Below are 14,464 nucleotides of genomic sequence, written 5' to 3'. Positions count from 1 at the left end.
TCGTTCACGCATCCCGCCTCGGGGACCGGATGCGATGCCGTGCACACCGACCTCGCGCTCGCACGGCCGTCAACCGGGAGTTTCCGATGTTGATCTCTCCGCAGAATCGCCAACGGGCACTGATCGCGCTGGTGCAGGTCCTCGGGCTGTGCGTCTGGTTCTCGGCGACGGCGGTGACACCGAGCCTGCGAGCGGAGTGGGGAATCGGATCGGGCGCCGCGGTGTGGTTGACGGCCTCGGTGCAGATCGGGTTCGTGGTGGGCGCGCTCACCTCGACCGTGCTCAACCTCGCAGATCGTCTGTCGCCCCACCGTCTGCTCGCGGTGAGCGCGTTCGGGGCCGCCGCGTGCACCGCGGTGCTCGCGGTGTTCGCCCACGGTCCCGCGGTCGCGGTCCCGCTGCGATTTCTCACCGGCGTCCTCCTCGCCGGTGTCTACCCGGTTGGCATGAAACTGATGGCGTCGTGGTCGACGGCGCGGGACCGGGGTCGGGCGTTCGGGGTGCTCATCGGTGCGCTCACGCTGGGTTCGGCGCTGCCGCATCTGATCAACGGGCTGGGCCCGCTGCCGTGGCGGGCGGTGCTGGCGGTCGCGGCGGCGCTCACCGCGATCGGTGCGCTGATCGCGCTCGTCGCTATCCGTCCGGGACCCCAGATCGATTTGCGGGCAATCACTCTCGACCCGAAGTACGTCGTCACCATGTTCCGCCGTCGCGGCCCCCGTCTGGTCAACATCGGGTACTACGGGCACATGTGGGAGCTCTACGCACTGTGGACGTGGCTGTCGATGTTCGTCCTCGCAGGGCGCGAGGGGAGGGGGGAGCCGTCGTCGGCGTCGGCGAGCGTGATCGTGTTCGCCGCAATCGGTCTCGCGGGTACGGTCGGGTGCCTGCTCGGCGGGTGGGCCTCGGATCGTGTCGGCCGGGCGCCCACCGCGGCGTCCGCGTTGGCCGTCAGCGGCACGTGCTGCGTGCTGTCCCCGCTGTTCTTCACTGCACCCACCGCCGCGCTGGTGCCGATCCTCCTCGTCTGGGGAGCGGCCGTCATCGCGGACTCGGGTGTCTTCTCCACCGCCCTCAGCGAGACCGCGGACCGGCAGTTCGTGGGGACGGCACTCACCGCGCAGACGGCGATCGGATTCCTGCTCACCGTCGTGACCATCCAACTCGTCCCGGTCGCCGCCGACGTGGTGGGCTGGCGCTACGCGTTCGTGATCCTCGTGCTGGGGCCGGTGTCCGGCGTCGCCGCCATGACCGCGCTCGGTGCGCGACCCGCCGAGCCGGGCCGGAGCGCGGCGAGCCGCGACGACGAGGTCGACTCGCGGTGAGCCGCCGCGTCAGCGGGCGGTGTCCGGGACCTAGGCGGGCCCGGCGGCGCGGTGCACCGGACACCCCGGCACGAACGTGCCCAGCTCCCTGATGTCGAAGCCGTTGGGGTAGGAACGGATTCGGGGCATGTCGAAGACATGGCGGGGCTTGCGTCGCGGCGGGAGGAGGGCGACCAGCCGGGCGCGCAGCTTCAGTGCCCTCTCCGAGACGGCACGAATCCGCGGGCCGGGATCACGCAGCCGGAACGCCGTGAGCAGCGCATCGTCCATCAGCGCGCGGCTGAAGACGTCGAGGACGGGCTTGGCGAAGGATGGATAGAACGAGGCGAGCAGGTCGAGCGTGGCGTCCGCGACGCGTCGGGCGTCGGGGTCGAAGGCGAAGTGCGCGTCCTCGTAGCCGTCCATCAGCGTTTCGAACTCGGCGTAGGTGGCGGGGATGTCCTTGATGCCCATGTGCCGGCCGAGGGCCTGGTAGTAGCGGACCGTGGCGAGCAGTTCCGCGTCGGTGAGGCGGCGCCAGCCGAACTGCTGGATCCAGCGGTTCGGCACCACGACGAAGGTGGACAGGACGTAGACGAAGTCCTCGTTGGAGATGTCGTACATCCGGTGCATCTGGTTGATGCGCCGCACCGCGGCCTTGCCGTTCTCGCTGTCGAACCCTTCGAGCAGCGGCACCTCGAGGAGGATCGCGGTGTCGTCGTAGCGTTTCTGGGTCTCCTCGGTGAATGCCCCGGTCCGGCCGAGCAGCCGGCCGATGCTCGGGACCGCGTAGGTGCGGAAGAGGGCAAAGCTCAACGCCTGGTTGATGTCCCACGGGAACTCGTAGGTGGCCAGGTTCCGGTTGATCTCGACGTACTGCGTTTCGGGATCCAGGCCGAGGTTGCGGTTGGACTTGCTCACGTCAGTCTCCTCCATCGATCGTGAAGCGAGCGTAAGTCGAGTTATTGTTTTGTGCAAGGGGTCACATTCCCGGTCTCCCGCGCCGGGCGCCACGGGGCCCGGACCTGGTAGAAGGGGAGCGTGGCCATCGAAGACGGGAAGAAGTCGGCGCCCTCGCGGGGCGCCCAGCTGCGCTACCTCGAGGCCGGGCTCGCGGTCCTCGGCAGGCAGGGACACGCCGGGCTGAAGCTGGCGTCCGTGTGCGACGCCGTCGGCGCGACCACCGGGTCCTTCTACCACGCCTTCCCGAACTGGGCCGAGTACACGTCGGCCCTGATCCGCTACTGGCGCGAGGAGCAGAGCGACCGGCTGATCCGGCAGGCCCGGGAGATCACCGACCCGGTGCAGCGGCTCGAGGCCCTCATCGACATCGGCCTGCACCTGCCGCACGAATCCGAGGCCGCCATCCGCGTGTGGGCCGCCCACGACCCGGAGGTCGAGGCGATCCAGGTCCAGGCCGACGAGGAACGCAGGCAGTTCATCGAGGACGCGTACTACGAGGCGATCGGCGACCGCGAGCAGTCCGAACGGTACGCGACGATCGCGATGTACCTGCTGGTCGGCTACGAGAGCGGCACCCGCCGATCCCACGACGCGCTGGCGTGGGCGTTCCGGAGCTTCGTCACGCAGGCCTTGAGCGGCGGCGGCTCGACCACGCGGGGACGCTGAGTCGCCGCAGCTCTCAGCGCCCGCCTGCCCGCTCGCGCGCCTCGTCGACGGCCGCGGAGATGGGCACGGACAACACCGGACCGTGCCCGGGGACGAGTGTCCGTGCATCGAGCGTCGCGAGCCGGTCGAGAGCGGCGAGGGTGTCGGTCTTTCCGTGGTCGAAGACGGGCGGAAGCAGCTGCGGGCCGCGCACCTTCGACAGCGGATGCGCCGTGACCAGGGCGTCGCCGGTGACGATCACGCCGTGCTGCGGCAGGTGGAAGGCCGCGTGTCCGGACGTGTGGCCGTGCGTCGCGACGGGGACCGGGGCGCCGGGTAGGTCGAGCGGACCCTCCGACGGGAACGCGTGCGGCTCCCGGACGGAGAGGTGCCTCGTCGCTCCGGCGCGGGCGACGCGCAGCAACCACGGCAGCACCCCGTGCCGGTGCAGCATCGGGAGGAAGTCCTTGGCCGTGGCCTGCTCGAGGTGCTCCCGCCGCGCGTGGGCGACCTCGGTCGGATCGGTGAACACCGGAATCCCGTAGCGCTCGTGGAACGAGACGATCGCACCCATGTGGTCGATGTGCGCGTGGGTGAGCAGCATGCCCTGCACGTCCTCGGGGCGGTGACCCAGCGACCGGATGGCACCTTCGACCGCGGCCACGTCACCGGGATAGCCGCCGTCGATCAGGGTCAGGGCATCCCCGTCCCGCAGGATCACCACGTTCACGTCCGTCCCGGCGGCGCAGAACACGTTCGGCGCCACTTCGTCCACTGGAGTCACGACACCACATTCTGCGGCACCGTGGACGAAGTTCGGCCGCCGCCGTGCCGTCCGGAGCGGGGTCGGTCGTTGCGGCGGCGAGCATCGGTGGTCGATACTCGCCGCGCAGGACCGTTCGAAAGGGGCGTCACCACGCGGGGCATCCGGTCGATTCCGCGAGGCGGTCGGTGAACGGCGTGCCGGGGCGTCGCCTCGTTCCGCCAGACTCCCCGGATGCCGAGGAGGTGCTGGCCCTCGCCGCGATCGCCGGGACCGTCTCCAGCAGCGATTCGCCGAGATCAACGACAGCATGGACGCCGCGATCGTCGACCTCGACGACCCCGAACTGACGAACATGCTGCGCGCCGGCGTGGAGGGCAACATCTCCACCATCCTGCACATGCTGCGCAACGACATCCCGCTCGAGCACGTCCAACCGACTACTGCGGCAACCGAGTACGCGATCCGACTCGCCCGGGCCGGTGTGCCCGCCGCGGCGCTGTGGCGGGCACACCACATCGGCTCCGACGACCTGCCGGCCAACGTCTTCGAGGAGATCCAGCAGCTGGACTGCCGGCCCGCGCTGCAACTGCAGTTGCTCCATCACCTCGCCGGCTGGATGCACCGCTACGTCGACTGGATCACCCGGGTCGTGCTGGAAGCGCACGAGCAGGAGCGGTGGGCCATGATCGAGAAGACCGCCAGCACCACGTCGACTCTCGTGCACCGGGTACTGGCGGGCCACTCCGTGTCCGGCGCGGAGTTCGCGGCGGGCACCGGTTACCGGCTCGACCCTCACCGTGTTCCGATGCAGTACAAGCGCTTCGGACGTCCGCGCAAAGCTGCCCCCGGTCCGGAGGAAGACGCGCAGCGTTTCGCGCATCCGCTCGGCCTCGGTGTCGGCGGCCATCGGGCCGAGCACCTCACCGACCCAGGCCCGCGTGGCGGCCAGGTCCTTCACCAGCACCGACACCACCGCCACTCCGTCGTCGTCGTAGTACACCGTGCGGCCTTCGGGTGTAAGTACCGAATCGGCAAGGCGGAGCGGGAGCGCGGGCGCCCCGACCGGGGGCCGCCCGAGCATCGCCGTGGACGAACTCGCGCGCACCGGAGAGGGCCCCGATGCGGTCGAGTTGACCGGTGACGAGCTGAGTTTGGTGATCTACACCAGCGGATCCACCGGAAGGCCCAAGGGCGTCATGCTCGACCACTCCCACGTGGAGGCGATGTCGTCGACGATGTCGGCGCACCTCGGTCTCACCGGCGACGTCGGCATCCTCGACGCGGACGGATCCCTGCGCATCGTGGATCGCTTGAAGGACATGATCATCCGCGGCGGCGAGAACATCAACCCCAAGGAGATCGAGGCGGTCGTGACCGAACTCGACGACGTGCTCGAGGCCGCTGTCGTCGGCGGACCCGACACCGTCCTGGGGGAGGTGCCGATCGCCCACGTGTCCCTCTATCCCGGCTCCACGCTCACCCCCGCCGACCTCGCCCGGCACTGCCGAGCACACCTGACCCGGGTCAAGGTGCCCGAGCGCATCGAGATCGTCGAGGCGTTGCCGAAGAATCCCGTCGGCAAGATCGACAAGCCGCGTCTGCGGCCTGGGCTGCACCCGGCCTGACCTCCACTCACCCGTCGACCTCACGCGAGCGGACCTCGCGCCGATGGCCCCTGCGAAAACCTATGATATACAATGTGTTTCACCACGGCTGACATGCCACCCGTCGACCCGGCCACCTATGACGAGACGCCGTTCACGGCACGCATGCGCGTGCTGGCCACGCACTGGGCCGAGTACGGCTTCGGCAGCCCGAAGAAGCTGCACATGCTGTACGTCTACAAACTGATCGTCTACATCGTTGGCGGCGTCGCGATCGTCGGGTTCACCACGCCCGTAGTGGGATTCGGCGACCTCGGAGCATGGTGGGGCGAACCGATCGTCTACCAGAAGCCGATGGTGTGGACGTTGCAGTTCGAGATCACCGGCCACGCATCCTCGTCCGGCCCGCTGGCCTTCAAGTTCACCCCGTTCACCGGCGGCTGGCGTTACTGGACCCGCCGCGGCACGCTGCGGCTGCCACCGTGGCCGCGGGTCGTGCCGTTCACCAAGGGCGACCACCGCACGACATGGGATGTCACAGTGTATTTCGCGCTGCTCGCGACGCTGCTGTTCCTGCTGCTTGCCGGGGTGTCGAAGTTCGGCCACCACTTCACCAACGTGATCCCGCCGATGCTCAGCAACACCCCGTGGCTGACCTCGAAGCGGTTCAAGCGGGCCCTGTACCGGGACTTCCCGAACGACCTGCGCCCCTCCAGGGTCGCCTGGGCGTCCGGACACGTCGGCGGCACCGTTCTCGAGCTGACTTCCTGTGGTGCTGCTCTTCTCGACGAACACGACCCTGACGTGGCTGGCGATCGTCGGCATCATCGCGTTCCACGTGACCATCACCTCGACCTTCCCGCTGGCCGTCCCGCTGGAGTGGAACGTCTTCTACATGTTCGCGGCGGCGTGGATCTTCGGCGGCTTCCCGGCCGGCGAGGGATTCTCGCTCGCCGACGCGAGCTCACCGTGGGTGCTGGTGGCGATCCTCGCCGCGTTCCTCACCTTCCCGATACTCGGCAACCTGCGGCCCGACCTGGTGTCGTTCCTGCCGTCGATGCGCCAGTACGCTGGGAAGTGGGCCTCTGCGACGTGGGCCTTCCGTGGCGACGACGCCGAGGACAAGCTGAACCGGCACCTGGTCAAGTACAACGACAACCAGGTCGACCAGTTGACGGCGGCGTTCGGCAAGGAGGTCGCCGAGATCTTCCTGCAGAAGGCGATGGCCTGGCGGACCATGCACAGCCAGGGGCGTGCGCTGATGTCGCTCGTGATGCGCCACCTGGACCGGTTGGAGAACTACCGGATCCGGGAGGGCGAGTTCACCTGCACCACTCTGGTCGGATGGCAGTTCGGCGACGGTCACCTGCACAACGAACAGACGATCACGGCGGTACAGAAACGCTGCAACTTCGAACCCGGGGAGTGCGTGGTGGTGTGGATCGAATCGCAGCCGATCCATCGGACCACCCTCGAGTACAAGGTGATCGACGCGGCGATCGGTGTGGTCGAGCGCGGGTACTATGACGTCAGGGACGCCGTGGAGGAGCAGCCGTGGCTGCCGAACGGGCCGATCCCGCACACCGTCACCTGGCGGATGGCCGGTTACACACCGGCGGGTGACGCCGTCGAACGTACGAAAACTGTTGTCAGGATTCAGGAATGACCGAGGCAGTCGTGGTCGGCAGCGGGCCCAACGGGCTCGCTGCCGCCGTCACCCTCGCCGCGGAAGGCATCACCGTGCGGGTGCTCGAAGCCGCGGAGGCCGTCGGCGGCGGCACCCGTTCCGCCGAGTTGACGTCACGGGGGCTCCTGCACGACGAGTGCAGCGGCTTCCATCCCCTCGCGGTGGACACCCCGTTCAGCCGTCGTTTCGACCTCGGGGCCCACGGCCTGACGTGGCGCTGGCCCCACGTGCAGTACAGCCACCCCCTCGACGGCGGGCGCGGGGCGGCGGCGTACCGGTCGGTCGCGGACACCGCCGCCGGTCTCGGCGCCGACGGCGCGGCCTGGCGTCGCGTGTTCGGCTCGCTCACCGAACGATTCGACGGCATCACCGCGGACTTCCTGCGGCCGATGCTGCACGTGCCGACGCATCCGCTGCTGTTGGCTCGATTCGGCGTCTACGCCGCGACCCCCGCCGCACTGCTCGCCCGCCGCTGGTCGACACCGGAGGCTCGGGCGCTGTTCGGCGGTGTCGCCGCACACGCGTTCCGGCCGCTCGGCACACCGATGTCTTCGGCCATCGGGGTCGCGCTCGGCACCGCGGCGCACGCCTACGGGTGGCCGGTCGCCGAGGGCGGCTCGCAGGCGATCGCCGCGGCGATGGTGTCTCTGCTCGAAAAGCACGGTGGCACAGTGCAGACGGGGGTGCGGGTGGAGTCGCTCGACGAACTCGGCGCGCCGGACATCGTCATGCTCGACACCTCCCCGGCCGCCGCTGCACGGATCGCCGGCAACCGCATGCCGGACCGTGTCGCCCGGGCCTACCGCCGGTACCGGCACGGGCCGGGCGCGTTCAAGGTGGACTACGCGGTCGAAGGCAGTGTGCCGTGGACGCACGAGCCGTCCCGGCGTGCCGGGACCGTGCACGTCAGCGGGTCCTTCGCGGAGACCGCCGCGGCGGAGCGGCTGGTGCACCGGGGTCAGATGCCGGACCGCCCCTTCGTCCTCGTCGGGCAGCAGTTCCTCGCGGACCCGTCGCGGTCGTCGGGGAACCTGCACCCGCTGTACGCGTACGCGCACGTCCCGGCCGGGTACACCGGGGACGCCACCGAGGCCGTCACCGCGCAGATCGAACGCTTCGCGCCCGGCTTCCGCGACACGGTGCGTGCGGTCCACGTGCGGTCCACGACCGAGATGTCCGTGCACAACGCCAACTACGTGGGCGGCGACATCGTCACCGGTGCCAACGATCCGTGGCAGCTGGTCTTCCGGCCCCGCGTTGCCCTCGACCCCTACGCCACCGGCATACCCGGGGTGTACCTCTGCTCGGCGGCGACGCCGCCCGGCGCAGGCGCGCACGGCCTGTGCGGCTACAACGCCGCAAGATCGGCACTCGCCGTCCTCGGGTGACCACGGACGGCGTTCGGGGACGGGCGCGATGCCACAATTGGTCGTGGACTTCGACAGCGTCGCCGACGAGCTGTACGGGCTCGAACCGTCCGAGTTCGTCGCCGCCCGCCGCGCCGCGGTGGCACGGGCCAGGGAGGCCGGTGACAAGGCGCTGGCACGCGAACTGGGTGCACTGCGGAAGCCCACGACGACGGGGTGGGCGCTGAACGCGCTCGTCCGCGCCGACCCGGACGGAGTCGACCGGCTGCTCGACCTCGGCGCGGCGCTGCGCGCGGCGCAGCAGGCCTTGCGTGCCGACGAATTGCGATCGCTCGCACAGCGGCGTGGCGCCGAACTCTCGGCCCTGACCGAGCGGACGGCGGAGGTCGCCGCCGCGCGCGGCCACGCCGTGACCGAGTCCGTGCTCCGCGAGGTCGGTCAGTCGTTGTCGGCGGCCCTCGCCGACCCCGACATCGGTGCGGACCTGCGGCGCGGCCGGATGCTCGGTGCGGTGTCCTACAGCGGATTCGGGCCCGCCGTCCTCGCCGCGGTGCCCACACCGCCCGAGGCCGACACCGACCGGGAGCCGCCGCCGGCGCACCCGGTCGACGATGCGGGACGAGCCGAGGCGCGAGCGGTCGACGACGCCGCCGCCCGGGAGGCCCGCGCCCAGGCCGAACGCGCGGCGCGTTCGCGCCTGTCGGCCGCCGAGGACGCCGCGCGGACCGCCGCCGCCGACCTCGACGCGGCCACCGAACGCGCCGAGACCGCGGTGCGCCGCGCGGAGGAACTCCGCGACGAACTGTCGCGGGCCGAGCAGGAAGGGCGGTTCGCCGACTCCGCCCGACGCTCCGCGGAGGAGACCGCCCGGCGAGCGGCCGCGGAGCTGGGCCGGGCACGCGATCACGCCGCCGAGTTCGACGCCTGAGGCAATCTAGGTCGTCCTCCGGGTGATCACCTCGGACGGTGGCTGGGTCCACGGTCCGGCGTCCAGCCCCAACGAGATCCGGGCGGCGCGGCGACCGTAGACGGTCGCGTTGATGCGCACCGTGGTGAGCGGCGGCTCCCACAGGGCGGCGTGGCGTCCCTCGTCGAAGCCGATGACGGCGAGATCCGTCGGTGCCCGGTAACCGATCCGCCGCATCGCCGCGAGCACCGCCAGCGCCACGTCGTCGTCGAACGCGGCGACGGCCGTGACGTCGGTGTCCTCCACGAGGTGCCGGACCGCCGCGGTGGACCCGCGGTCCTCGGTGGCCGCGTCGAGGGCGACCACCTCGAGGGGAGGCAGGTTCAGTTCCTCCGCGATGCGTTCCGCATGCGCGAGTCGGGTTCGGCCCAGGCCTTCGGCCTCGGCCGCCGGGAGCACGACAGCGATGCGGTGGTGACCGCGTTCGGTGAGGTAGCGCAGCTGGGTGAACGTGTGGAACGGCATGCCGACGTGGTAGCCCTCGGTGATGCCGGAGATGGGGTCGTCCTCCTCCGTACCCGTCGCGACCTTCGTCAGATCGAGGACGGCCCGTGGCGCCACGGCCGCGAGAACCGAGGGATCGATACCACCGGGGGTGGTGGTGACCAGCAGGACGTGGTCGTGGTTCCGGAGCTCGTCGGACATCCCGGTGACGAAACTGTCGAGGCTGTTGCCCGCCACCAGCGAACCGGTGTTGAGCAGCACGATCCGTGAGTGACCCGCCCGCAGGGTGCGGGCCACACCGTGCGGGATGTAACCGAGCTCGGCCGCCGCCCGGCGGACCCGGGCGCGCGTGCCCCCCGTGATCGTCTGGCCGGGGGTGTCGTTGAGGACGTAGCTCACGGTCGCCGTGGAGACGCCGGCCGCGGCGGCGACGTCACGGATCCGCACCCGCGGGGCGTCGGTGCTCGTCGATGCGCTTCGTCGTCCTCTGGCCATCGTCGCATACTAACGCTTAACCGATTAAGTGGCTACCGTCGAGATAGCGTGGGCCGGAACAGGTCGGCCCGATCGTCACAAAGAGGTGAAGCAGTGAAGGCATGGCAGTTCGAAGGTGAAGGCAAGCCGATCTCGCTGAACGAGGTGCCGGAACCGACGCCCGGTCCGGGCGAGGTCGTCATCGACGTGAAGGCGGCCGGACTGTGTCACAGCGACATCATGTACATGGAGCGGGGCGAGTCGATGCCGTTCCACCCGATGACCCAGGGGCATGAGAACGCCGGGGTCATCAGCGCGCTCGGCGAGGGTGTCGAGGGATGGAAGATCGGCGACGTCGTGGGCGTCTGCTCGTCCGGTGTGCGTCCGCCGCTCGGCATGTTCACCCACGGCGGGTTCGCCGACAAGCTCGTCGCGGACGCCCCCGACCTCGCCCGTGTCCCGGAGGGGCTCGACCTGGCGCTGGCGGCGCTCGCCACCGACGCGGGCATGACCTCGTACCACGCGATCATCAAGGAGGGTCGCGCAACGACCGGGATGAAGGTCGGTGTCATCGGCTTCGGCGGTCTCGGCCAGATCGGTGCCCGCGCGGCGGTGCTCGCGGGCGCCGAGGTGCACGTGGCCGAAACCAAGGAATCGGTGTGGGACCTCGCTCGGAACGCCGGTGCCACCGGGCTCGTGCGGGACGCCTCCGAGTGGGCCGGGCAGGGCTTCGACCTCGTCGTCGACTACGCCGGCTTCGACACCACGCAGAAGGCGCTCGACGCGATCAAGCGCGGCGGCACCGTCGTCCAGGTCGGTCTGGGCCTGCCGACGTTCACTGTCAACACACCGAACATCCTCGGCCGGACCCTTGTCGGCTCGCTCGGCGGCACGGTCCAGGACATCGAGGAGGTCTTCGACCTGTTGCTCGCCGGCGAGATCCAGCCGGCGTACACGGCGATCGCATTCGAGGAGATCGGCGACGGTCTGGAGCGGCTGCGCCGCAACGAGGTCACCGGACGCCTGGTCGCGCGCTTCGGCGACTGAGCGGGTACCCGGGTGGCGTCACCGTCGCCGGTGGCGCCGCCCGGGGTTCGTCCTGACAGGGGTGCCGAACCATGATCCTGCCGAAGGTCCGCGATCCTCGCTTCGTGACCATCCGCCGGGGCGGGACTCTCACGGATCCGGATCACCATCTCCTCGCGCTGTGGGCGGCGTCGTGCGCGGAACACGTGCTCGGCCTCTTCGAGTCGGTCCGGCCCGAGGATTTGCGGCCGCGTGAGGCGATCGAGCACGCCCGCGCGTGGGTGCGGGGCGAGGTCACGATGATGCAGGCGCGGGCGGCGGGTGGTCACGCGATGGGCGCGGCGCGCGACCTGAGTGGGGCGGCGCGTCATGCCGCGTACGCGGCCGGGCAGGCCGGGGCCGTCGCTCACGTCGCCGCGCACGAGCTCGGTGCGGCCGCCTACGCCATCAAGGCCGTCCGGGCAGCGGCTCCGAGCGGTGAGAGCGACGACGCGGGACGGCGGGAGTGCCGGTGGCAGCGTGATCAACTCCCGGACGCGATCCGCGAGCTGGTACTCGACGACCAGCGGTTGCGGAACGCCATCTGCTGGTCGGTGTTCGAATGCTGAGCACGCCGAGGCCTTGACATACAACCAATTGGTTGTATGTTTGGGGTGTGAACGGAGACGACGAGGACCGGGCCGACGCCCTGTTCCACGCGCTCGCCGACCGCACCCGGCGCGACATCATGCGTCGCGTGCTGGCCGGGGAGCATTCCGTTTCCGCACTGGCGGCGCGGTACGACATGAGCTTCGCCGCGGTGCAGAAACACGTCTCCGTGCTGCAGAAGGCCGGCCTGCTCACCAAGCGACGCAGCGGTCGGGAGCAGTTGGCCAGTGGCGACGTGGCCGCAGTCCGCTCGGTGGCATCGATGCTCACCGAGTTGGAGCAGGTGTGGCGCGGTCGCATCGCACGTATCGACGAACTCATCGCACTCGACACGACCAGGGAGGACTGAGCAATGCCTGTTACCGACGTCAAGCACGATCTCGACACCCGCACCCTCACCATCACCGCCGACTTCGCCGCGCCGGTGGAGCGGATCTGGCAGATCTACGCCGACCCGCGTCAACTGGAGAAGGTGTGGGGTCCGCCGACGTTCCCCGCGACGGTGGTGGACCACGACCTCACGCCCGGCGGCCGCGTCACCTACTTCATGACCGGCCCGGAGGGTGAGAAATTCGCCGGCTACTGGGAGGTCACGGCCGTCGACGAGCCGCGGAGCTTCTCGTTCACCGACGGCTTCGCCGACGAGGACTTCAACCCGAATCCCGAACTGCCGGTGTCGACGAACGTCTACACCTTCACCGAGCACGACGGTGGCACGCGGGCGACGTACGTCGGGACCTACGACACCGCAGAGGCACTGCAGAAGGTGCTGGACATGGGTGTGATCGAGGGGTCCAGGTCGGCGATCGACCAGATCGACGAGCTGCTCGCGTCCTGACCGCGCACCCGTCCTGCCCACACACTGCGGCCGACCGTCCCGGCAGCGGGGCGGTCGGCCGCAGTGTGCGATCGCGGCAGGATCGCCGGGGGATGCGCCTCAGTCCGGCGCCTGATCGTCCGGAACGATCGGCTCCTGCTTCGCGCGTTCCGCGGCGTTGCCCGGAACGCCCTTCTTCTCGCGCTCGTCCTCCACCCGCTTCTCCATGTCGTCGACCAACTGCTCCAACTCCTCACGCTTCGCCGTGGTGGGATCGATGTCGGGACGCCCGGTGCGGGGGTCTGCGCCGTTCACGATGACTCCCTTCGGATCGTTTGGCACCCGCCACGGGTGCCCCGCGAACGCGCGCACCAATCACCCGGCCCCGCGTCGTTCGCCGATCCGTCGGGTCAGAGTGCGGACATCGAGGTGTCGGGACCGCCTTCGACTTCCGCTTCGGCCTTCTGGTAGTGCAGTTTCCAGAGCAGGACCGCGCCCAGCCAGGTGGCGACGAAGAATCCGGCGATGACGTATCCGAACAGCTCGAAATGATCTGCCAGGGAGCCGTACCCGGCGATCCAGCCGGTGTCGACGCCGAGGTGGTCGGTGAGTGCTCCCGCCAGGTAGACCGACGCCACGAACAGTCCGATGAGGACCGTCATCGCGGTCGTGGCCAGGTTGTAGTACAGGCGGCGGCCGGGGCTGCGGTACGCCCACGAGTACGCCCGCGTCATCAGGAGGCTGTCGGCGGTGTCCATCATCGACATGCCGGCCGCGAAGAGCAGCGGCAGGGTCAGGATGGCCGCGAACGACATGCCGCCGTTGACCGCGGTCGTCGCGGACAGTGCCAGGAGCGTGACTTCGCTGGCGGTCTCGAGCCCGAGCCCGAAGAGGAATCCGAGCGGTGCCATGTGCCAGGAGGACCTGATCAGGTTCCGGGCGCGGGAGCCGAGAACACGGTTGACCAGGCCCCGGTTGAGCAGCTGCAGGTCGATCTGTTCGGCCTGCAGGGTGCCGGCGCGGTACTGGCGCCACAGCCGGGCCAGCCCGGTCAACACGACGGCGTTGAGCGCGGCGACGAGGGTGATGAATCCGACCGCGACCAGGACCGAGATGGTGCCGCCGACGCTGCGCAGCCCGGTCAGGCTGTTGTCGCTGAGATTGGCGCCGGCGAGGGCGACGAGGACGGCGAGCACCAGTACGACGGCGCTGTGGCCCATCGCGAAGAAGAAGCCGACGCCGACGGGGCGGCGACCGCGGACGAGCATCAGGCGGGTGGTGTCGTCGATGGCGGCGATGTGGTCGGCGTCGAAGGCGTGCCGCATGCCGAGGATGTAGGCGAGGGTTCCTGCCCCGGCGAACCCGCTCGCCGCGGCGAGGTTCTCGCTCTGCCACAGGTACAGGCTCCACCCGAGGACGTGCAGGATCGCGATCGCCGCGACGATCGCCGCGAGTCGCGACCGCTCGGCGACGGTCCATCGAGTACTGAGGGAGTCGATCACGGCCGCCATGGTTGTCCTTCGTGTCTGCAGCGCTAGTGCACTGGTCGCGACAGTGGATGCTATCGGTCGGTCGTCCGAGTCGATTCAGGTAGTCGCTGAATCACTCGAACTTCCGGTGTCCTAGAAGAGTAGGGGCCGGTGACGCGTGTCGTTCGACGTTGCGTGACAGCTGCCTGTGCTTTCCGCGACTTCGTCCGCACACCGAGCGGCCAAGGAACAGAGGTTATCTCGGTGGGCCGGGGAACCTGCG

The 14,464-nt window shown here is 69.8% G+C and carries 15 protein-coding genes and 1 pseudogene; 10 read left to right on the top strand and 6 right to left on the bottom strand.

All coding sequences use genetic code 11. The annotated features are described in order from the left end of the window. The first annotated feature begins 86 nt into the window (after nucleotides 1-86). Complete coding sequence (locus ACFYVR_RS16985; RefSeq protein ID WP_387475123.1) at nucleotides 87-1,325, top strand: MFS transporter; 1,239 nt, start codon at nucleotides 87-89, stop codon at nucleotides 1,323-1,325. 30 nt (nucleotides 1,326-1,355) lie between these two features. Here ACFYVR_RS16985 and ACFYVR_RS16980 read toward each other — a convergent pair whose 3' ends face one another. Next, on the bottom strand, nucleotides 1,356-2,225 hold the full coding sequence (locus ACFYVR_RS16980) for an oxygenase MpaB family protein (protein WP_387475121.1): 870 nt from the start codon (nucleotides 2,223-2,225) through the stop codon (nucleotides 1,356-1,358). 120 nt (nucleotides 2,226-2,345) lie between these two features. On the opposite strand from ACFYVR_RS16980, the gene ACFYVR_RS16975 reads away from it, so the two are divergent. Beyond that, nucleotides 2,346-2,933, top strand: a complete 588-nt coding sequence (locus ACFYVR_RS16975) for a TetR/AcrR family transcriptional regulator (RefSeq protein WP_387475119.1) — start codon at nucleotides 2,346-2,348, stop codon at nucleotides 2,931-2,933. Between the two features lie 13 nt (nucleotides 2,934-2,946). Here ACFYVR_RS16975 and ACFYVR_RS16970 read toward each other — a convergent pair whose 3' ends face one another. Both ACFYVR_RS16970 and ACFYVR_RS16965 read right to left on the bottom strand, forming a co-directional pair. Then, on the bottom strand, nucleotides 2,947-3,696 hold the full coding sequence (locus ACFYVR_RS16970; RefSeq protein WP_387475117.1) for an MBL fold metallo-hydrolase: 750 nt from the start codon (nucleotides 3,694-3,696) through the stop codon (nucleotides 2,947-2,949). A 127-nt stretch (nucleotides 3,697-3,823) separates the two neighbouring features. Next, nucleotides 3,824-4,558 carry a helix-turn-helix domain-containing protein gene (locus ACFYVR_RS16965; protein WP_387475365.1) on the bottom strand — a complete coding sequence of 245 codons (735 nt, stop codon included), beginning with the start codon at nucleotides 4,556-4,558 and terminating at the stop codon, nucleotides 3,824-3,826. 205 nt (nucleotides 4,559-4,763) lie between these two features. Here ACFYVR_RS16965 and ACFYVR_RS16960 point away from each other — a divergent pair, with 205 nt between their 5' ends. From ACFYVR_RS16960 to ACFYVR_RS16945, 4 genes and pseudogenes are all read left to right on the top strand, one after another. Then, nucleotides 4,764-5,303: an AMP-binding protein gene (locus ACFYVR_RS16960; RefSeq protein ID WP_387475115.1), complete on the top strand. Its 540-nt coding sequence runs from the start codon at nucleotides 4,764-4,766 to the stop codon at nucleotides 5,301-5,303. 72 nt (nucleotides 5,304-5,375) lie between these two features. After that, nucleotides 5,376-6,948 (top strand): annotated as a pseudogene (locus ACFYVR_RS16955) (DUF3556 domain-containing protein). Further along, the gene (locus tag ACFYVR_RS16950) at nucleotides 6,945-8,357 is read left to right on the top strand and encodes a phytoene desaturase family protein (protein ID WP_387475113.1); all 1,413 of its coding nucleotides are present in this window, start codon (nucleotides 6,945-6,947) and stop codon (nucleotides 8,355-8,357) included. Before ACFYVR_RS16955 ends, ACFYVR_RS16950 begins: the two are co-directional and overlap by 4 nt. 28 nt (nucleotides 8,358-8,385) lie before the next feature. Further along, nucleotides 8,386-9,264, top strand: a complete 879-nt coding sequence (locus ACFYVR_RS16945) for a hypothetical protein (protein WP_387475111.1) — start codon at nucleotides 8,386-8,388, stop codon at nucleotides 9,262-9,264. 6 nt (nucleotides 9,265-9,270) lie between these two features. Here the strand turns inward: ACFYVR_RS16945 and ACFYVR_RS16940 are convergent, their stop codons facing one another. After that, nucleotides 9,271-10,242 (bottom strand): LacI family DNA-binding transcriptional regulator, encoded by a 972-nt coding sequence (locus tag ACFYVR_RS16940; RefSeq protein ID WP_387475109.1) that lies wholly within the window; start codon nucleotides 10,240-10,242, stop codon nucleotides 9,271-9,273. Between the two features lie 93 nt (nucleotides 10,243-10,335). Between ACFYVR_RS16940 and ACFYVR_RS16935 the strand changes: the two genes are divergently transcribed. The 4 genes from ACFYVR_RS16935 (at nucleotide 10,336) to ACFYVR_RS16920 (ending at nucleotide 12,733) form a co-directional block, all read left to right on the top strand. Further along, nucleotides 10,336-11,268 carry a zinc-binding dehydrogenase gene (locus ACFYVR_RS16935; RefSeq protein ID WP_387475107.1) on the top strand — a complete coding sequence of 311 codons (933 nt, stop codon included), beginning with the start codon at nucleotides 10,336-10,338 and terminating at the stop codon, nucleotides 11,266-11,268. A 71-nt stretch (nucleotides 11,269-11,339) separates the two neighbouring features. Beyond that, on the top strand, nucleotides 11,340-11,855 hold the full coding sequence (locus ACFYVR_RS16930) for a putative immunity protein (RefSeq protein ID WP_387475105.1): 516 nt from the start codon (nucleotides 11,340-11,342) through the stop codon (nucleotides 11,853-11,855). A 47-nt stretch (nucleotides 11,856-11,902) separates the two neighbouring features. After that, complete coding sequence (locus ACFYVR_RS16925) at nucleotides 11,903-12,244, top strand: ArsR/SmtB family transcription factor (RefSeq protein ID WP_387475103.1); 342 nt, start codon at nucleotides 11,903-11,905, stop codon at nucleotides 12,242-12,244. A gap of 3 nt (nucleotides 12,245-12,247) precedes the next feature. Continuing rightward, nucleotides 12,248-12,733, top strand: coding sequence for an SRPBCC domain-containing protein (locus ACFYVR_RS16920; RefSeq protein WP_387475101.1), 486 nt, complete (start codon nucleotides 12,248-12,250; stop codon nucleotides 12,731-12,733). 99 nt (nucleotides 12,734-12,832) lie between these two features. On the opposite strand, the gene ACFYVR_RS16915 is transcribed toward ACFYVR_RS16920, so the two are convergent. Together ACFYVR_RS16915 and ACFYVR_RS16910 are read right to left on the bottom strand one after the other, a co-directional pair. After that, nucleotides 12,833-13,027, bottom strand: coding sequence for a hypothetical protein (locus tag ACFYVR_RS16915; RefSeq protein WP_387475099.1), 195 nt, complete (start codon nucleotides 13,025-13,027; stop codon nucleotides 12,833-12,835). Nucleotides 13,028-13,122: 95 nt separating this feature from the next. Next, the gene (locus ACFYVR_RS16910) at nucleotides 13,123-14,223 is read right to left on the bottom strand and encodes a HoxN/HupN/NixA family nickel/cobalt transporter (RefSeq protein WP_387475097.1); all 1,101 of its coding nucleotides are present in this window, start codon (nucleotides 14,221-14,223) and stop codon (nucleotides 13,123-13,125) included. Between the last annotated feature and the right edge of the window lie 241 nt (nucleotides 14,224-14,464).

Source organism: Rhodococcus sp. NPDC003318 (assembly GCF_042879035.1).
Lineage (GTDB): Bacteria > Actinomycetota > Actinomycetes > Mycobacteriales > Mycobacteriaceae > Rhodococcus_G.
Note: the sequence above shows the minus strand (reverse complement) of the source record. Positions and strands in the feature narration are given on the sequence as shown.